At 63.9% G+C, this 18,536-nt stretch carries 19 protein-coding genes; 10 read left to right on the plus strand and 9 right to left on the minus strand.

The window, feature by feature from the left end:
• Positions 1–174 precede the first annotated feature (174 nt).
• Entirely contained in the window at positions 175–1,437 is a 1,263-nt protein-coding gene (gene cls, locus LPA36_RS20035) for a cardiolipin synthase (protein WP_228880501.1), read from the plus strand.
• 17 nt (positions 1,438–1,454) lie between these two features.
• Here cls and LPA36_RS20040 read toward each other — a convergent pair whose 3' ends face one another.
• The 4 genes from LPA36_RS20040 to LPA36_RS20055 all read right to left on the minus strand — a co-directional run bounded on the left by LPA36_RS20040 (position 1,455) and on the right by LPA36_RS20055 (position 4,899).
• Positions 1,455–1,895, minus strand: coding sequence for a VOC family protein (locus tag LPA36_RS20040; RefSeq protein ID WP_228880503.1), 441 nt, complete (start codon positions 1,893–1,895; stop codon positions 1,455–1,457).
• Between the two features lie 124 nt (positions 1,896–2,019).
• A complete protein-coding gene (locus LPA36_RS20045) occupies positions 2,020–2,703 on the minus strand; it encodes a glutathione S-transferase family protein (protein ID WP_228880507.1) in 684 nt (227 codons plus the stop codon).
• Positions 2,704–2,865: 162 nt separating this feature from the next.
• Positions 2,866–3,867 carry a glutathione S-transferase family protein gene (locus LPA36_RS20050; RefSeq protein ID WP_228880512.1) on the minus strand — a complete coding sequence of 334 codons (1,002 nt, stop codon included), beginning with the start codon at positions 3,865–3,867 and terminating at the stop codon, positions 2,866–2,868.
• 90 nt (positions 3,868–3,957) lie between these two features.
• Complete coding sequence (locus tag LPA36_RS20055) at positions 3,958–4,899, minus strand: alpha/beta fold hydrolase (RefSeq protein WP_228880515.1); 942 nt, start codon at positions 4,897–4,899, stop codon at positions 3,958–3,960.
• Positions 4,900–5,026: 127 nt separating this feature from the next.
• On the opposite strand from LPA36_RS20055, the gene LPA36_RS20060 reads away from it, so the two are divergent.
• Positions 5,027–5,944, plus strand: a complete 918-nt coding sequence (locus LPA36_RS20060) for a LysR family transcriptional regulator (RefSeq protein ID WP_228880517.1) — start codon at positions 5,027–5,029, stop codon at positions 5,942–5,944.
• 61 nt (positions 5,945–6,005) lie between these two features.
• Here the strand turns inward: LPA36_RS20060 and LPA36_RS20065 are convergent, their stop codons facing one another.
• The 3 genes from LPA36_RS20065 to LPA36_RS20075 all read right to left on the minus strand — a co-directional run bounded on the left by LPA36_RS20065 (position 6,006) and on the right by LPA36_RS20075 (position 10,275).
• Positions 6,006–6,692 (minus strand): Fe2+-dependent dioxygenase, encoded by a 687-nt coding sequence (locus LPA36_RS20065; protein ID WP_228880519.1) that lies wholly within the window; start codon positions 6,690–6,692, stop codon positions 6,006–6,008.
• A 94-nt stretch (positions 6,693–6,786) separates the two neighbouring features.
• Positions 6,787–8,997, minus strand: coding sequence for a TonB-dependent receptor (locus LPA36_RS20070; RefSeq protein ID WP_228880522.1), 2,211 nt, complete (start codon positions 8,995–8,997; stop codon positions 6,787–6,789).
• A 345-nt stretch (positions 8,998–9,342) separates the two neighbouring features.
• Positions 9,343–10,275, minus strand: coding sequence for a GlxA family transcriptional regulator (locus tag LPA36_RS20075; protein WP_228880523.1), 933 nt, complete (start codon positions 10,273–10,275; stop codon positions 9,343–9,345).
• Between the two features lie 221 nt (positions 10,276–10,496).
• On the opposite strand from LPA36_RS20075, the gene LPA36_RS20080 reads away from it, so the two are divergent.
• Positions 10,497–11,306 (plus strand): SDR family NAD(P)-dependent oxidoreductase, encoded by an 810-nt coding sequence (locus LPA36_RS20080; RefSeq protein ID WP_228880527.1) that lies wholly within the window; start codon positions 10,497–10,499, stop codon positions 11,304–11,306.
• 114 nt (positions 11,307–11,420) lie between these two features.
• On the opposite strand, the gene LPA36_RS20085 is transcribed toward LPA36_RS20080, so the two are convergent.
• Complete coding sequence (locus LPA36_RS20085; RefSeq protein ID WP_228880530.1) at positions 11,421–12,008, minus strand: TetR/AcrR family transcriptional regulator; 588 nt, start codon at positions 12,006–12,008, stop codon at positions 11,421–11,423.
• 93 nt (positions 12,009–12,101) lie between these two features.
• Here LPA36_RS20085 and LPA36_RS20090 point away from each other — a divergent pair, with 93 nt between their 5' ends.
• The 7 genes from LPA36_RS20090 (at position 12,102) to LPA36_RS20120 (ending at position 17,644) form a co-directional block, all read left to right on the plus strand.
• The gene (locus tag LPA36_RS20090; RefSeq protein ID WP_228880533.1) at positions 12,102–12,866 is read left to right on the plus strand and encodes an SDR family NAD(P)-dependent oxidoreductase; all 765 of its coding nucleotides are present in this window, start codon (positions 12,102–12,104) and stop codon (positions 12,864–12,866) included.
• Positions 12,867–13,098: 232 nt separating this feature from the next.
• Positions 13,099–13,452 (plus strand): YciI family protein, encoded by a 354-nt coding sequence (locus LPA36_RS20095; protein WP_228880535.1) that lies wholly within the window; start codon positions 13,099–13,101, stop codon positions 13,450–13,452.
• Between the two features lie 155 nt (positions 13,453–13,607).
• Positions 13,608–14,024 carry a YciI family protein gene (locus tag LPA36_RS20100; RefSeq protein WP_228880538.1) on the plus strand — a complete coding sequence of 139 codons (417 nt, stop codon included), beginning with the start codon at positions 13,608–13,610 and terminating at the stop codon, positions 14,022–14,024.
• Positions 14,025–14,071: 47 nt separating this feature from the next.
• Entirely contained in the window at positions 14,072–14,479 is a 408-nt protein-coding gene (locus tag LPA36_RS20105) for a VOC family protein (RefSeq protein ID WP_228880541.1), read from the plus strand.
• An 8-nt stretch (positions 14,480–14,487) separates the two neighbouring features.
• Complete coding sequence (locus LPA36_RS20110; RefSeq protein ID WP_228880544.1) at positions 14,488–15,768, plus strand: RNA polymerase sigma factor; 1,281 nt, start codon at positions 14,488–14,490, stop codon at positions 15,766–15,768.
• Between the two features lie 89 nt (positions 15,769–15,857).
• Positions 15,858–16,268, plus strand: a complete 411-nt coding sequence (locus LPA36_RS20115) for a nuclear transport factor 2 family protein (protein ID WP_228880548.1) — start codon at positions 15,858–15,860, stop codon at positions 16,266–16,268.
• A gap of 299 nt (positions 16,269–16,567) precedes the next feature.
• Complete coding sequence (locus tag LPA36_RS20120; protein WP_228880551.1) at positions 16,568–17,644, plus strand: NAD(P)H-dependent flavin oxidoreductase; 1,077 nt, start codon at positions 16,568–16,570, stop codon at positions 17,642–17,644.
• A 36-nt stretch (positions 17,645–17,680) separates the two neighbouring features.
• On the opposite strand, the gene LPA36_RS20125 is transcribed toward LPA36_RS20120, so the two are convergent.
• Positions 17,681–18,346, minus strand: a complete 666-nt coding sequence (locus LPA36_RS20125; RefSeq protein WP_228880554.1) for a glutathione S-transferase family protein — start codon at positions 18,344–18,346, stop codon at positions 17,681–17,683.
• Positions 18,347–18,536 lie beyond the last annotated feature (190 nt).

Genomic DNA, 18,536 nt, shown 5'->3' on the forward strand with positions numbered 1-18,536 from the left:
CCGCTGAATGAGAGGGCAGGAGGATACCGGGATGCAACCGGTTTGTGTCAATCTGTATTGTGTTGTGTCAAACTATTTTGTCTCGTGTCGAACTCTATTGTTCGCTCACAGCTCAAGTCGCACGACCTGGTCGATTGACCCGGTCGACCATTTTCCGATCAGAGCGCGCAGCCTATGCTCGTCATCGCGATTACGGTTTTCGTCACGCTCGTGATCGTCATCGTCGTGGCGAATTTCACGAGCGGCGAGAAGAAGGTCGAGCACAACATCAACCGGCTGTATTCGAGCGACGAACCCCAGTTCATCCGCTCGATGAGCCTGCTGCTCGGGCCACCCGTCACGTCGGGCAACCGGTTCGAGGTGCTCGTGAACGGCGACGAGATCTTTCCGTCGATGCTCGGTGGCATCCATTCAGCCAGAGAGACCATCACGTTCGAGACGTTCATCTACTGGTCGGGCGAGATCGGCGAGCAGTTCGCGCGTGCGCTCTCGGACAAGGCACGCGCGGGCATCAAGGTGCACGTGCTGCTCGACTGGATGGGCTCGTCGAAGATGGACCGCGGCTATCTCAAGATGCTGAAGGACGCGGGCGCCGAGGTGATCCAGTATCACAAGCCGCACTGGACCGGCCTTGGCCGCATGAACAACCGCACGCACCGCAAGCTGCTTGTCATCGACGGCCAGGTGGGCTTCACGGGCGGCGTGGGTATCGCCGAAGAATGGACGGGTCACGCGCAGGACCCGAAGCACTGGCGCGATACGCATTTTCGCGTCGAAGGCCCGGCGGTCGGGCACATGCAGGCCGTATTTATGGACAACTGGATCAAGGCGAGCGGCAACGTGCTGCACGGCCCGGCGTATTTCCCGGCGATTCCGGAAGCGGGCGAAGGCGTCGCGCACATGTTCAGCAGTTCGCCGACCAACGGCGCCGACGACATGGAGCTGATGTATCTGATGGCGATCACCGCCGCGACGTCGAGCATTCATCTCGCGAGCGCCTACTTCGTGCCGGACGGGCTCGCGATCAACGCACTCGTCGAGGCGGCGCGACGCGGCGTGAAAATCCAGATCGTGACGCCGGGCAATCACATCGACACACACACGGTGCGCGAAGCCTCACGCGGATGCTGGGGCGACCTCCTGAAAGCCGGCGTCGAAATCTACGAATATCAGCCGACGATGTTTCACTGCAAGCTGCTCGTCGTCGACGAATATCTTGTGTCGGTCGGCTCGACGAACTTCGACAGCCGTTCGTTCAAGCTGAACGACGAAGCGAATCTCAACATCTACGACCGCGATTTCGCCAGGCAGCAGACGGCGATCTTCGACGCTGACATCGCGAAATCGCGGCGCGTCACGCTCGAAGACTGGCAAAGGCGCCCGCTCACTGAAAAGGCGATCGAGAAGCTGTTGCCGCTGATCGACTGGCAGCTTTAACCGCGCTGCCCGTCAAGTTACTTCGCCGCGCCGAAGATATTGATCATGTTGCCTTCGGGGTCGCGGATCATCGTCGAGCGCAGATGCGCTGACAGCGGCTGGTCGGCCCATACGATCTCGACGCCGTGCTGCTGGAGTACTGCGGTTGCGGCCGCCAGGCCGTCCGATTCAAGCACGAGGGCTTTCCAGCCCAGCATGTTCAGGTGCATGGGCGGCGCGGTGCGGTCGGCCGGACGCGCGGTTTCGCCTGCACGCGACACAAGCTCGATGCGCATGCCGCCGGCTTCGATCATCGCGTATTCGGCGCTGACGGTGTCGAACCGGCCGCGTTCGCTTACCACGAAGCCGAGCACGCTTTCGTACCACGCGATCATCGCGTCGAGGTCGTGCACGGCGAGCGCGATGTTATTGAGCCGTAATCCGGCGATCGGCGCGGGCTTCGATTGAATCGTTGACATCTCGGACTCCTTGCGACGAAACCAGCGCTTCGTCGGGTGCTATCGGGTGTATCGGGTGCTAATCGGTGGCAGGCCGCTGGGCGGCCTGCCCTGGGTCAGACGCGTGACCAATGCGCGAAAACGCTCAGGCCGCGATTTCCGCGTTCTGCGGGAACAGCGCGCGACGCGTTTCCTCGTCGAACCCGGCCTTCAGCGTCAGCTTTTCCTTCAGTGCCTGCGCACGGGCCGCAGCCGGGCGCGCCGAGATTTCATCGACCACGCGCTTCACATTCGGATAGTCCGTCAGACCTTTCTCGCCGAGGATGTAGCCCGCGAAGTTCGCCCAGCCCCACAGCGCCATGTCGGCGATTGAATAGTCGTCGCCGGCCAGATATTTCGACTGGGCGAGGCGGTTGTCGAGCACGCGGTAGTGGCGCTCGACTTCCTTCAGGTAGCGGTTGCGCGCGTACGGCAGCGCTTCCGGCGCGTGATGCAGGAAGTGGACGGCCTGACCCGAGAACGGCGACAGGCCGGTCGCGACGAACTGCAGCCACGACAGCATCTGCGCATGTTCCTTCGCGGTCGCAGGCACGAAACGGCCGTGCTTTGCGGCGAGGTAGAACAGGATCGCGTGCGAATCGAACACGACGACGCCATCGTCGTCGATCGCGGGCACTTTCGCGTTCGGGTTGATCTTCAGGAATTCAGGCTGGTGCTGCTCGCCCTTGAAGGTGTCGACTGCGATGAGTTCGAAGGGCGTCTGCAGTTCTTCGAGCAGCAGCGCGGTTTTCATCGGATTCGGCGACGGATGGAAGTAAAACTTCAGCATGATGTTTCCTTGATTGGTGAGAATTGCAAACGCTGGAGACGAGGCTGCCCACAACCGTGCGGCGAACCGCATGGTCGAAGATCGTTGAAGCGGAAACGGCGCGCGCCTCGTGTCGCGCCGCGATAACTGCAATCGCGTCCGGCCGTGCAGACCGGAGCGCGCTCAGGCGATGGGCGGCGCGCCGTCGGAAAGCCTTGCGCGATCGTGCGGCGCGGTGAAGTCCTGCACGGGCCCGAGCGGCACGATGCCGGTCGGATTCACGGAGGGATGGCTTTCGTAGTAATGCCGCTTGATGTGCGCGAAATTCACCGTGCCGGCGACGCCGGGCAACTGGTAAATGTCACGCGTAAAGGCCGACAGGTTCGGATAATCGGCAATCCGGCGCAGGTTACACTTGAAGTGCCCGACATACACGGCATCGAAGCGGATCAGCGTCGTGAAAAGACGGATGTCGGCTTCCGTGACCCGATCGCCCGTCAGAAAGCGGCGCGTGGCGAGTTTCTCTTCGAGCCAGTCGAGCGAATCGAAGAGGGGCACGACTGCTTCTTCATACGCCTGTTGCGTCGTCGCGAAGCCTGACTTGTAGACGCCGTTGTTCACGGTGTCGTACACGCGTGCGTTGATCGCGTCGATTTCTTCGCGCTGCGCGGCAGGATAAAAATCGCCCGCCTTTGCGCCGATGCCGTCGAACGCCGAGTTCAGCATGCGGATGATTTCCGACGACTCGTTGTTGACGATCTTCCCCTGCTTTTTGTCCCACAGGATCGGCACGGTGACGCGGCCCGTATAGCCAGGATCAGCGGCGGTATAGACCTGATGCAGCAGACGCGCATGGTTGACCGTGTCGGGCACGACGCCGGGGCCGTCGGCGAACGTCCAGCCGTTCTCGAGCATCAGCCAGTTCACAACCGACACGCTGATCGTGTCTTCGAGCCCCTTGAGCGCGCGCAGGATCAACGTGCGATGCGCCCACGGGCAGGCGAGGCTCACGTACAGGTGATAGCGGCCCGCTTCGGCCGAAAAACCGCCGACGCCGCTCGGGCCCGCCGAGCCATCAGCCGTAACCCAGTTGCGAAACGCTGCGTCCTTGCGCACGAACCGGCCGCCGGTCGCTTTCGTGTCGTACCACCTGTCCTGCCACTGGCCATTCACGAGAAGTCCCATGTCGCTGCTCCTTGAGCGCGGGCGGCGCGTGCCTCGAAGGCAACTGCGCCGCCGGCATTGATATAAGGCTCGCTGCCCGGTCGCGCCCGCTTATTGCGCCGACGGCATGTTGATGAACTCGACGATAGCCGCAATCGTCTGCTCGGGTGCTTCTTCCATCAGCCAGTGTCCAGAGTTTTTGACGATTACGCCCTGCACATGGGTGTCGACGAGTTGCGCCTGGTTGATTAGGAAGTTGCCGGACGCCTTTTCGCCAGCCAGCACGAGCATGGGCATCGTCAACGGGGTCTGGGCGAACTTCGCGAAGTCGTCGGCGTCCTGCGGGAACGCGTGGAAGTACTCGAACCCGGCAGCCATCCGGCCCGGACGCGCGTAGTTCGCGGCGTAGCGGCGGCGATCGGCTTCGGGTACCGAATGGGACGGATCGGCCGCGAAGTCGTTCCAGAAGTGCTCGAAGTACGTCCGTTCGCGGCCCTTCACCAGCGCGAGCGGCGTCGTGCCGTAGAAGTTGAAGTGCCACTTGTCGCGCAGCAGCCAGACCTTCTGCCAGTCGCCGACGCCCGGCAGGAACGCATCCATCAGCGTGATGCTTTCGACTTCGTCCGGATACTGCGCCGCGTAGGCATAGGCCACCATCAGGCCGATGTCGTGGCCGACGAGCTTCACCTTGCGATAGCCGAGCTGCTGGACCATTGCGTGGATGTCCTGTGCCATCGTTTTCTTGTCGAAGCCGCTTTCCGGAATCGCCGACTGGCCGGCGCCCGGCAGATCCGGCGCGAGCACGACACGGCGGTCGTCGAGCTGGCTGATCAGCGGCAGCCACATGTGGCTCGACTCCGCGTAGCCGTGCAGCAGAACGACCGGCGTTTCGTCGCCTGTGCCTGCGGCGAGGTAGTGCAGCTCGATACCGTTCGCGTTGATCGAACGATCCTGGACGGCGGGCTGCGGGGCGGCGTGCGCGGCCGACAGCAGTGCGCCGGCGGCCAGCAGGACCGCGCCAGTGTGCTTCACGACTTGATTCAACAGGCTCATGACGGTTTCTCCGGTGAGATTGCCAGCGATCCCGATAAGGATCTTCTGGTGACGTGATGCCATGGTGGACTGGCGCACCGGTTTTGCCGTACGATTTTTCCGATGAACTCGTTCGACGGAGTTGAACATGTTGTCTGAAGACGAATTGTCCCTGCTGGAAGCGATACGGGAGAGCGGCAGCCTTTCGCGGGCGGCGGCGCGGCTGGGCAAGGCGCCTTCGACCGTTTCGCACGCGGCACGGCAGCTGGAAACGCGCTTTGACGCGCTGCTCTTCGACCGCCGGCGCTACCGGCTGCAACTCACGCCGGCGGGGCATCTGCTGGCGGAAGAGGCGGCGCGGCTGATGCAGGACGTCTCGCGCATGACGCAGCGCGTGCGCCAGATCGCGAGTGGCTGGGAAGATCGCCTGTGGATCGTTAGCGACGAGATCCTGGAGTTCGAGTTCCTGATGCCGGTCGTGCACGCGTTCGATGAGCTGAACTCCGGCGTGACGCTACGGATGACGGGCGAAGTGCTGTCCGGCACGTGGGAAGCGCTGCGCGACGGGCGTGCCGACCTGATCATCGGCGCGACGAACGAACCGCCCGCCATTCCCGGATTGCGCTGGTTCGAGCTGGGGTCGATGGAGTGGGTGTTCGCTGTGTCGCCGCGCCATCCGCTCGCCGCAGTGGAAGGCCCGCTTCGACGCGAGCGGATCGTCGCGCATCGCGCGGTTGTCGTGGCGGATTCGTCGCGGATGACGAGCGGACGTGCATACGGCCTCGTCGGCGGCCAGCCGGCGCTCGCCGTGCCGAGCATGCGCGCGAAGATCCTCGCGCAGCGGGACGCGCTCGGCGTCGGCTGGTTGCCGCGATATCGCGTGGCATCGCTGCTCAAAAAGGGCGAGCTGGTGGAGAAGGAGACCGCCGATCCGCGTGAGCCCAACGTGCTTTACGTGGCATGGCGCGGCGATCACGAAGGTCGCGCGTTGCAGTGGTGGCTTGAGCAGTTGCGTCAGCCGCGGCTCGCGCAACGTCTCGTGCAGGGGATGGATTTCTACGCGTGAACGGCGGCGGATTGCGCGCTGCGCCTTGCGGTGTGCGGACGCGGAACGACGACGAAACGCCTTACGTCTCGCTCCAGAGCCGCAGCAGGTTGTGATACACGCCGACGAGCGTGCGCTTGGCCGACTCGTCGCCGTTCGTCGCGTTCAGGCGCTGGATCGAGTTGTCCAGGTCGTACAGCAATGCCCGCTTCGTGTCGTCGCGCACGAGGCTCTGTGCCCAGAAGAAGCTCGCCACCCGCGAGCCGCGTGTGACAGGCCGCACCTGATGCAGGCTCGTACCCGGATAGAGAATCGCGTGCCCTGCGGGCAACTTCACTTCCTGCACGCCGAACGTATCCTCGATCAGCAGTTCGCCGCCGTCATATTCGTCCGGTGGCGTGAGAAAAAGCGTGATCGACAGGTCGGTGCGCACGCGCGCGCCGTGTCCCGGAACGAGACGGATGGCGCCATCCACGTGACTGCCGAAGTGCATGCCGCCTTCGTAGCGGTTAAAGAGCGGCGGATACAGCTTGTTCGGTAGCCCCGCGCTGATGAAAACCGGATGCCGCTCCAGCGATGCGACGATGATTTCGCCCATTTCCGCGGCGATCGGCGAGCCTTCCGCGATCTGCTGGTTGCGCTTGACCGGCGCGCCCTGATAGCCCGCCGTCGCGCGGCCGTCGACCCATGAATCCGTGGCGGCTTCGAGCCGTGCGCGCATCGTGGCGGCGTCTGCTGGACTGAGAACGTCGGGGATCGTGACAATCATCGTTTGATACTTCCTGCGTCAAACCGCCCGTTTTCCCCAAAGGGGAAACGGGCGGTGATTCGTGAACCGTCGCCTGACTGATCCAGTGCAGCGATCAGAAGAAGCGATAGTTTAGCGTGGCGAGGAAGGTACGGCCGAGACCCGGTACCGCGCGGCCGCCGTCGGACGGAATCAGCGCGTCGTAGTACTTCTTGTCCGTGAAGTTCAGAAGGTTGAACTGCACGTCGTACTTCTTCGCGTGATAGGCCGCCATCGCATCCCAGCGCGTGTAGCCGCCGACCGACACGTAGTTGTTGTTCGCCGCGTAGCGCGCCGACGTGTACACCGGACCGCCGCCGACCTGCCATTGCGGCGTGATGTCATACGTGGTCCACAACGTCAGCATGTTGCGCGGCGTGTTCGCGGGCGTCTTGCCTGCGGTGCCGTCGAGTGCCTCCAGCACGACCCCGTTCATGTACGTGTAGCCGCCAAACACCTGCCACTTGTTCGTGATGTGGCCGGCAAGTCCGAGCTGATAACCCCGCACGCGGATATCGCCTTCGAGCTGGTAGGCGCCGGTTGCGTCCTGGGTGCGCGCATTCGTCTTTTCGATGTTGAAGAGCGACTGCGTCACGGAAAGACCACCGCCCAGCAGGTCCCACTTCGAGCCGATTTCATACGAGCGGTTCTTTTCCGGCGGCAGGTTCTGCTGGCCGTTCGTGAGCGTCAGCGCTTCGAGCGACGGGTCGAACGACGTGCCGTACGACACGTAGTACGACTGCCAGTCGGTCGGCTGATAAATGACGCCGCCGCGCACGCTGGTGAAGAAGTTGGTCTGCGTGGCGTAGCCCGGCAGATTGATCGAGTTGTTGATCGACGCCTCGTAGCGATCCCAGCGCACGCCGCCCACCACCTTCCAGTGTTCGCCGAGCGAAATCGTGTCGTTCGCGTAGAGGCCGATGCCGTTCGCGCTCGATTCCGCGAGATTGGTGGCCACTTCGTTCACATTCGACGGACGCGTCGTGTAGGTCGGGTCGACCAGCGGCACGACGGCCAGCGTGTTCGACGGCATGCCCGGCGTGGTCGCGGTGAACGACTGGTTGCTGTACGTCTCGTGGCTCAGGTCGACGCCCATGATCACGTCGTGCTTGACGAAGCCGGTAGCGAACTTCGCTTCGAGATCGGTCGTGTTGTACAGCGAGTGGTCGTTGATGTTGCGGTCTTTGCCCTGCAGTTTCACGTACAGCGACGAGAGCGGCAAGGTCGTGTAGTTGCCGTTCGTCAGCGCCGTCGAGGTTGCGAGCGGGCCGGTCAGCACGGCAGCCGGGTTGGTTTCGCGCGCTTCGGTGCTGTAGTGGGCGATCTGCGTCTGGTTGCGCAGCGTCAGGTTTTCATTGAAGCGATGCTGGATGCGCGCGGAGAACTGCTGCACGTCCTGCATCGTGCGGTCGTCGGTAAAGCCGTAGAACGTGCCGCGATTCACGGGCGCCGGATGACCGTTCAGCGACGGCACGCCATAGTCCGCCTGATCGCGATTGTGCTGGATCAGCGCGGACAGCGTGATTTCGGTCGGCGTGCCGATGCCGAACTTCACTTCCGGCGCGACGCCGTAGTCCTTGTTCTTCATCACGTCGCGGCTCGAGCCGAGATCCTGGCCGAACGCGTTGATACGGAATGCGGCGGTATCGCTGATCGGCTGGTTCAGGTCGACGGTCGTGCGATAGCGGTCGTGCGTACCGGCCTGCACGGATACGTCGGCGCGCTGCTTGAGATCCGGCTGCTTGCTGACCTGGTTGATCACGCCGCCCGTCGAGCCGCGTCCGAAATACAGCGACGACGGGCCGTACAGCACGTCGATCGAATCGAGGTTGAACGTGTCGCGATAGTACTGGCCGCGATCGCGGAAGCCGTCGAGATAGATGTCGGTCCGTGCCGTGAAGCCGCGCAGGTTGATGTTGTTGCCGATCTGACCGCCTTCGGCTGCGCCGAGCGTGACGCCCGGCACGTTGCGCAGCGCATCGCTGAACGACGACGCGGCCTGCGATTGCAGCACCGCTTTCGGGACAACAACGACTGCCTGCGGAATATCGCGCAATGCCGTCGGCACCTTTGCGCCGACACTCGATGTTTCGGGCTGGAAGTCGCCACTGGTGTCGGCCTGGCCGGTTACCTTGACGGCCGGCAGCGTGTTGCTGGCGGAGTCGGCGGTTGCGGCAGACTGCGCCGGCTGGGTGGCGGGTGCGGCCGGCTGCGTGGCGGTCTGCGCGTACAGCGGCGTCGCGAATACGGCCAAAATGGCCGCCGCGATCGGAGTCGTCCTGATCATCGTCGTGAATCCCTGTCGTTGTTGCGTTTGTTTTTTTCGGTCTGGCGAGACGCGAACGTCCTGCCGTGGCCCGCTGCGCGTCATTTCGCGCGCGCGATTCAACCCCGCCAGACCGCAGTTCAGGGACCGGCAATGTTGTCAAATGCGAATCGTTATCATTTCACAAATAGTAACGATTCGCAACAAAGCCATGCGCTTTGTAGGTATTTAGTGAGCATGCTTACAACACTATGAATGGGGTTTTCAGGGTGAAGGCGGCGACGATGCCGGATGAAACGCGTCGTAGAGGGTGACGACGAAACCGCCACCGTAAGGCCCGCGACGCGCAGGCAGGCGGGAGCAGACCTATGCGCGCGCCGCGCGCTTGATCGCCTGTGGCGGTTGACCGAAAGCCCGCAGAAATGCCCGGCGCATCCGTTCGGTATCCACGAAGCCGGTTTCGATCGCGACCGTTTCCAGCGAATGACGACCGGCCTCGATCATCGATCGCGCCGCTTCCACGCGCAGGTTTTCGATTGCCTTCGCGGGTGACTGGCGCGTCTCGTCGCGAAACGCGCGGCTGAACTGGCGCGGGCTCAGGTGCGCGACTTCAGCCAGCGTTTCGACGGACAGCCGCTCGCGCAGATGATCTTTCGCCCATGTGAGCGCGGTCTGGATGCGATCGGAGCGCGGCTGCAGATCGAGCATTGCCGAGAACTGCGACTGGCCGCCGGTGCGGCGGTGATAGACCACGAGCTTCCTCGCGATGGCACGCGAAATCTCGGGGCCGAGATCGGCTTCGACGAGCGCCAGACACAGATCGATGCACGCCGTCATGCCCGCCGACGTCCACACGGAACCGTCGACGATGAAGATGCGGTCGTCGTCCACCTGCGTCTTCGGGTAACGGTGTTGCAGTTCGCGCCCGAAAACCCAGTGCGTCGTGGCCCGCCTGCCGTCGAGAATGCCCGCTTCGGCGAGCACGAATGCGCCGGTGCAGATACTGGTCGTGCGACGCGAGGCGGCGAGCGCCCGGTTCAGAAACGCGCGCAGCCCGTCCGACGAAGGCTCGACGAACATCGAGCCGGTCACGACCACAGTGTCGTACGCGGGATCGTCGAACGCCTTCGATTCGACCTTCACGCCCGATGAACTGCGCACGAGGCCACCCTGTTCGGAGATGACCTCGATGTCGTACGCCGGTTCGTCCGCTTCCAGGTTCGCAATTTCGAACACCGACACAGCCACCATGTCGAGAATCTGGAATCCCGGGAATACCACCACGCCGATGCGTTTCATCTCGCCACCTTCCTTTCTGGCCGTCGTTCTCGCGATATTGTTGCGATGTCCGAAAACGAGGTAAATACGTCATTTGAGACAAAACAATACGCGCCTAGACTCTCCTCTGTCAACAACGGAAGCCGCCAGTGAACCCGGCCTCCGAGGCGATTTTTCCTTTTTGATCAACATGAACGGCGCATCGCATCGACGTATGCCAGGCGCTCAACGGAGAGTTTCAAATGGCAACTGCATCGAACAAGGGTACGGCGCTGGTGACGGGCGCATCGTCGGGCATCGGCGCGATTTACGCGGATCGTCTCGCGCGCCGCGGCTACGACCTGATTCTGGTGGCGCGCGATACGCAGCGCCTGGCAAGCCTCGCCGACCGTCTGTCGACCGAGACCGGCCGCACTGTGGAAACGCTCGGTGCCGACCTGACCGTGGCCGCCGACATGCGCCGTATCGAAGCGCGTCTGCGTTCCGACGCGAGCATCACGATGCTGGTCAACAACGCCGGGGTCGGCGCGACGAAACCGCTGATCGATTCCGATCCGGACAGCCTCGAAAGCATGATCCAGCTGAACATCGTCGCGCTGACGCGGCTGACGTCGGCGGTCGTGCCGGGACTGGTCGCGCGCGGCAAGGGCACGGTGATCAACATTTCGTCGATCGTCGCGATTTCGCCGGAACTGCTGAACGGCGTGTACGGCGGCACGAAGTCGTTCGTGTTGAGCCTCACGCAGTCGCTGCATCACGAAATCGGTGCGAAGGGCGTGCGGGTGCAGGCCGTTCTGCCCGGCGCGACCAGCACGGAGTTCTGGGACCGCGCGGGCATGCCGGTTACGGCGCTGCCTGAAGCGTGGGTGATGTCGGCGGCCGATATGGTCGACGCAGCGCTCGCCGGTCTCGACCAGGGTGAACTCGTCACGATTCCGTCGCTGCCGGATGCGGCCGACTGGAAAACGGCCAATGACGCGCGTCTCGCGCTCGGCCCGAACCTGTCGCACAGCCGTCCGGCGGCGCGCTATGGCGTGGGCGCGGCGGTTTAAGAATCCCGCGCAGGTTTAACGAAAAGGCCGGCCCGGCCTTTTCACGTGTGCGCCATCAGATGCGTTGCCAGCCATGCTGGCACGCGCATCTTCAACAGTGACGCGGCCGCCCGTTCACGCATCCACCAGTTCTTCAATCGCCGCGCCGAGAATCTCGTCCGAAAGCGGATCGCCCCGCGCGGCGCGCGCGAGGATCAACGCGCCGATCAGCGTCGACACCTGCACGAGCGCCTGGCGACGTTTCTTTTCCGCGTCGCGCGTGGTGAGTTGCGTTGCCCACATCGCGACCATCTCCTTCAATCCGGCAATGAAACCGCCGCGCACCGGCCCATCCGGCGCTTCGCGCGCGACATCGCCCGCGAGTGCCGCCGTCGCGCAACCGAGACCCGGATTGTCGCGATGCTCGGTGCCCAGGTATTGCGTGACGATCGTCTTGCGCGCCGCCAGGCGGTCGCCATCGCTCGCTGCGATATGCTTTGCCCAGATTTGCCGCATGTGTTCGATTGCGCGCCGGCAGGCGATCGAAGCGAGCTCGTCCTTCGACTCGAAGTGCCCGTAGAAGCCGCCGTGCGTCAACCCGGCGGCCGCCATCAGATCGGCCACGCTGACGCCGTTCAGCCCGCGCTCCCGGAATAGCTGCGCCGATACGGCTTCGATCCGCTCGCGGTTTTTATCCGCCTGTTCTCTCGATACACGAGGCATTGTCACTGCTCCTCAAAAAATCGCTTGACACCATTTTACATGATGATGGTAATCTATAAATAGATTTCAATCGTCATTTATCGGAGTTGTCAAATGGGCATGCTTCAGGACAAGATCGCGCTGGTTGTGGGCGGCACATCGGGTATCGGCGCAGCGGCAGCGGCGCTTTTCGCGGCGGAAGGCGCGGAAGTCGTCGTGGTCGGGCGCCGTCAGGCGGAAGGCGACGCAGTTGTCGCGCAGATCCGCGAGAAGGGCGGCCGTGCGTCGTTCATCGCGGCGGATGTTGCCGACGGCGCGAGCGTCGCGGCAATGACGGAAGAAGTGATGCGCCGCCACGGCCGCATCGACTGCGCGTTCAACAACTTCGGCATCAGTGTGGGCTTCAATCCACTCGCGGAGCAGGACGAGGCGACGTGGGACCGCGTCATCGACATCAACCTGAAGGGCGGCTTTCACGTCCTGAAGACGCAGTTGCCGATCATGGCGCGTCAGGGCAGCGGCTCGATCGTGTTCACGTCGTCGGTGCTGGGCGAAGTGTTCGTTCCGGGTGCCGCGATTTATAGCGCGAGCAAGGGTGGGCTGACTTCGCTGGCCCGCGCCGCCGCGATCGAAATGGCGTCGAAGGGCGTGCGTGTGAACGTCGTGAGCCCGGCCATCACCCGTACGCCGATGACGGCAGGCTCGTTCGTGAAGAACGACAAAGGCGAAAACGAACATCCGTTCACGGCGATGCATCCGCTTGGCCGCGTCGCGGAACCGGAGGAAGTGGCACAGGCTGCGCTCTTCCTGCTGTCAGACCGCGCGTCGTTCATTACCGGGCAGGTGCTGGCCGTCGATGGCGGGTTGACGTCGCAGTAAGCGGTATCGTTTGAATCTCGCTGGCTGGTGCGGCCGTCCGGTCGCGGCAGTTAGCGGGGCACTCCCTTCAGTCGTTCTGCAAAATCCGGCGGCTACAGCGCAGTTCTGGCACGTCGCCCGGCACTTTTGCGCCCATCCCTTTCGCTTGCTAGACTGCCTTCGCACATCGTCCGCGCAACGCATCGCCGGACGCGTCGGCGCATCCCGCGTCGCACGAATTCGCGGAGGTGCCATGATTTACATGTTGCTCATCGTCGAGCCCGTCGGACAGCGCGACGAGCGCACGCTTGAAGAGGCCCACGACGTCTACGGCCAGATGGGGCAATTCGCCGAAGTGCTGAAGTCGCGTGGTGTGCTGCGCGGCGTCGAATCGCTCAGTTCGCAGGAAAAAGGCGCGCGGGTTCAGGTGCGCAACGGCCAGAGCAAGGTCATCGACGGTCCGTTCGCCGAAGCGAAGGAAATGATCGGCGGCTTTTTCCTTGTCGACTGCGAGACGTCGCAGGAAGCCATCACGATCGCCGAAGCGTGCCCGGCGGCGTCGTGGGCCACCGTCGAAGTCCGCAAGGTCGGTCCCTGCTGGGAGTAACCGTGGCCGCACGCGAGGCGGGTGTCGCCGTTCCGCGCTCAGGGAATGCCCTGACGTGAACCGCCTGGTGTCGATCCTGCCCTACGTGGTTCGTCGTGCATGCAGAAGCCGGAAAAAACGACGGCTTTCCCGTCAGCCACCCAGGAGAAACGGCGATGCGATTCATGATCATTGTGAAGGCGACAGCGATATCGGAAGCGGGCGTCATGCCCGATGACGATAGCGTGATGAGCGCCATGGGCACGTACCACGAGGAACTTGCGAAGGCAGGCGTGCTGCTCGACGCGAACGGTTTGCGGCCGTCGTCGAAAGGCTGGCGTATCCGGTACGAAGGTGGGCAACGCAAGGTGATCGATGGACCGTTCGCGGAAACGAAGGAGCTGATCGCCGGCTACACGCTGATCCAGGCGCGCTCGCGCGAAGAAGCGATGGAATGGGCGCGGCGCTTCCCCGCACCGTTTGGCGAAAACGCGGACAGCGAAATCGAGGTGCGTGAGCTTTACGAGCCGGAAGACCTCGAACCGGACGGCATCCTCGGACGCACCCGCAAACCGCAGGCCGCGAGCCAGTAACGGCGCCCGCACCCATCACCCAATCCACCCCAGCAAAGAGACCGATCATGCACAAACAGATCTACGTGAACCTGCCCGTCGAGGACCTGCCGAAGTCGATGGCGTTTTTCAAGGCGCTTGGGCTGACCTTCAATCCGCAGTTCACGAACGATTCGGGCGCCTGCCTCGTCATCAGCGAGCACATCTACGCGATGCTGCTTACGAAGCCGTTCTTCAAGGGCTTCACGGGCAAACCCATCGCCGACGCGAAAGAGACGACCGAATGTCTGCTGTGTCTTTCATGCGAAAGCCGCGCGGAAGTCGATGCGCTCGTCGCGAAGGCCGTGGCGGCGGGCGGCACCGCGCCGCGTGCGCCGACAGACCACGGTTTCATGTACGGCCACGGCTTCGAGGATCTCGACGGCCACATCTGGGAGCTGGTGCACATGGACCCGAACGCCGCCGGCGCGCCCTGAGGCCGGAAGTGACGCTGACCGACACGCATCGGGCCATCGAGGCAGTCTGGCGGATCGAATCCGCCAAGGTCATCGCCCACATCGCGCGCATGGTGCGCGACGTGGGCCGCGCCGAAGAGCTTGCGCAGGACGCGCTCATCGCCGCGCTCGAACACTGGCCCGAGGCGGGCGTGCCGGCGAATCCGGGAGCCTGGCTGATGGCGACTGCGAAAAACCGCGCGCTCGACTGGCTGCGCCAGCAGGCGCTGCACGCACGCAAGCACGAAGAACTCGGGCGCGAGATGGACGCGCTCGAGACGCACATCGTGCCAGATTTCGTCGATGGACTCGACGCCGCGCGCGAAGACGATATCGGCGACGACCTCTTGCGGCTCGTTTTCACGGCGTGCCATCCGGTGCTTTCGACAGAAGCGCGCGTGGCGCTGACGCTGCGTCTGCTCGGTGGCCTCACGACGGAGGAAATCGCGCGCGGCTTCCTCGTGCCCGAACCGACGATCGCGCAGCGGATCGTGCGCGCAAAGCGCACGCTCGCGGCGGCGCATGTGCCGTTCGAAGTGCCGCAGGCCGACGCGCGGGCCGCGCGGCTCGGCTCCGTGCTCGAAGTGATCTACCTGATTTTCAATGAAGGCTATTCGGCGACAGCCGGCGATCACTGGATGCGCCCGGCACTCATCGACGAAGCGCTGCGGCTTGGCCGCGTGCTCGAAGGCCTGACACCCGATGAGAGTGAGGTGCACGGCCTCGTCGCGCTGATGGAGATTCAGGCGTCGCGTACGCATGCGCGCACGGACGCGACGGGCCGCCCGGTGCTGCTGCTCGACCAGGACCGGAGCCGCTGGGACCCGCTCCTGATCCGCCGCGGGCTGGCGGCGCTGGAGCGGGCGTTGTCGCCTGGCGGCGCGCGCGGGCCGTACACATTGCAGGCCGCGCTCGCCGCGTGCCACGCGCGCGCCCGCACGGCGGCTGAAACCGACTGGATGCAGATCGTCGCGCTGTACGACCTGCTCGCGGCGGTGACACCATCACCTGTGGTCGAGCTGAATCGCGCGGTCGCGGTCGGGATGGCATCGGGTCCGCAGGAAGCGCTGCCGCTTGTCGATGCGCTGGCCGAAGAAGGGGCGCTTGCGAACTATCACTGGCTGCCGAGCGTTCGCGGCGATCTGCTTGCGAAGCTGGGCCGCAAGCATGAGGCGCGCGCCGAGTTCGAGCGCGCCGCAGCGATGACACGCAATGCCCGCGAGCGCGAACTGCTGCTTGAACGCGCCGCGCAAATGGACAAACGCAGCTGAGGCGCGTGCCTGGCCGCAGACGTCACCGCCCCAGCGCGCATCTGCCTGACCGTGACATACTCTGGAAGCCCGCTGCCGGAGTTTCTGCCATGACGCACGCTGCCTGCGAACCTGCCCGCACCACCGACTTCGACCTCGTCGCGATCCGTGACGAGCTGGCGAGCCGTGAACCGATCTTCCATCGTACGGAGTGGGGGACGACGCGAGCCGATTTCGACCGGATGCTGGCCGACTGCTTCTGGGAAACCGGCGCGTCCGGCCGGCGCTACAGCCGCGCGTTCGTACTCGACGAACTCGCGCGCCGTTACGCGTCGCCGCCGCTCGACGACGACTGGGAAAGTTGCGATTTCCATTGCCAGCAACTCGGCGCCGATCTCTATCTGCTGACCTATTCGCTGCGTCAGGGCGCGCGTGAAACGCGCCGCTCGACGATCTGGCAGCGCGCCGGATCGGACTGGAAGATCGTGTTCCATCAAGGGACGATTGTTCAGGACGCTTAGCCCGCGAGCCGCGAAGCGCGTGACGTCAGTGGCAAGCAACACGAAAACGCGGGACGTTACCTTGAAAGGGAAAGCGTCGCGTTGAAGCTTCGCATTCTTTACATGGCGTATGCACTCATTTGCGATAAACCGGATTTATCGCCATGAACGACATCCGTATAGTGGCTTTTGCAGGAGCCGGAACGTGTGTCCGGCGCCCCGTAGCGCGCGTGGCCTGTCGGTGCATGTGCTGCCCGACCCGCCAGAAAACGGCCGCGCGCTGATGCTGGGATAATCCAGGCCAGTCAAAGGAGCCGATCATGAAGTCAGCGAGTTTGTCCACACCGCTACTGAAGCAACTCGGTATCAGCGTGCCCGTCATCCAGGCGCCGATGGCGGGCACCAGCACGCCGGCACTGGCCGCGGCGGTGTCGAATGCAGGCGGGCTTGGCTCGCTGGGCGTAGGCGCGACGACGGTCGAAGGCGCGCGCACGATGATTCGCGACACGCGCGCGCTCACCAGCAAGCCGTTCAACATCAACCTCTTCGTACATGCGCCCGCTACCGCCGACGCGGACCGCGAGGCGCGCTGGCTTGCGTATCTGGCGCCGGAATTCGCGCGCTTTGGCGCCGAGCCGCCCGCGACGCTGCGCGAAATCTATACGACGTCGGCCGCCGACGACGCCATGCTGGCGATGCTCGTCGAAGAGCGGCCTGCGGTGGTGAGCTTCCACTTCGGTCTGCCGAAGCCGCACATCGTCAAAGGCCTGCATGACGCGGGCATTGTGCTGCTGGCAAGCGCGACAAGTCTCGACGAAGCGTTGCAGGTCGAACGCGCGGGCATCGATGCGATTGTGGCGCAAGGCATCGAGGCGGGCGGCCATCGCGGCATCTTCGATCCGATGCAACCCGACGAAGGGCTCGGCACACTGGCGCTGGTGCGCGTGCTGGTCAGGAACACGCATCTGCCTGTGATCGCTTCGGGCGGCATCATGGACGGCGCGGGCATCGCAGGCGTGCTCGCACTCGGCGCGCAGGCGGCGCAACTCGGGACGGCGTTTGTCTCATCGCCGGAATCTGCTGCCGATGCGGCGTATCGCGCGGCCCTTGCGAATCCCGCCGTGCGAACCACGCTGATCACGTCGATTTCAGGTCGGCCCGCGCGCGGTATCGACAACCGTCTCGCGGAGCTCGGCCGCGCGCCAGAGCGTCCGCCGTTTCCCGATTACCCGATCGCCTACGACGCCGGCAAGGCGCTCAACGCCGCAGCCAAGGCGAAAGGCAATCACGACTACGCCGCGCAATGGGCAGGCCAGGCCGCGCGTCTTTCACGCGCGATGCCGGCCGCCGAACTCGTGGCGACGCTGATGCGCGAAGTTGAGGAAGCCACCTCGTAGCGGCCTGCCTTCAGACTGACAGCGGGTTGACAGCGCTCAGAACTCGACATCCAGTTCGTCGATTTCCTCGACTTCCTTTTGCGCGTCGGCGATCCATTCCTGCATCTCGGGCAGCGCGAGTATCGCCTGCCCGTACGCGACGATTTCCGGATCCAGCTTGACGTCGTAGGTGACAAAGCGTGTCACGACCGGCGCGTACATCGCGTCGGCGGCTGTCGGCTTTGCGCCGAACAGGAACGGGCCGCCGTACTGCGCAAGACACTCGCGCCAGATCGCGACAATCCGTTCGATGTCCGATTGCGCGCGCGCCCAGACCTTGAAATCGGAAAAGTGCGCTTTCAGGTTCATCGGCAGCGCCGAGCGCAGCGAGCCAAAGCCCGAATGCATCTCGCCGCAGATCGAGCGGCAATGCGCGCGTTCGCGCCGGCCGTCCGGCAACAGACCGGCGTCGGGACGGATCTCGTGCAGATATTCGGCGATTGCAAGCGTGTCCCAGATGCGAATGCCGTCGTGCTCAAGACACGGCACGAGAATCGACGGCGACAGCAGCAGAAGCTCCGCGCGTGCGTTCGGGTCGTCGATCGGCATCACGATTTCTTCGAACGGCAGCCCGCTCAGCTTCACGAGCAACCATCCGCGCAACGACCACGACGAATAGTTCTTGCTGCTGATAGTGAGCGTTGTGCCCGTGGTATTCGCCATACGTATCTCCTTGCCGATGCGCAGTTCTGTCTGCCATGCACGGTATCGTGCGCGGCGCGCACCAGATCACGGCAAAACGTGCGCCCTGCGCGATAGCGCGCAAGTGCCATGCCAATTGCGTGTGCCGTGCAGGTGCCTTCCTGGGCGCGCGTCGACGCCTGGCATACGTATTGCCTGTTTAATTGCTTCA

The sequence above is a fragment of the Paraburkholderia saeva genome (assembly GCF_907164555.1).
Lineage (GTDB): Bacteria > Pseudomonadota > Gammaproteobacteria > Burkholderiales > Burkholderiaceae > Paraburkholderia > Paraburkholderia saeva.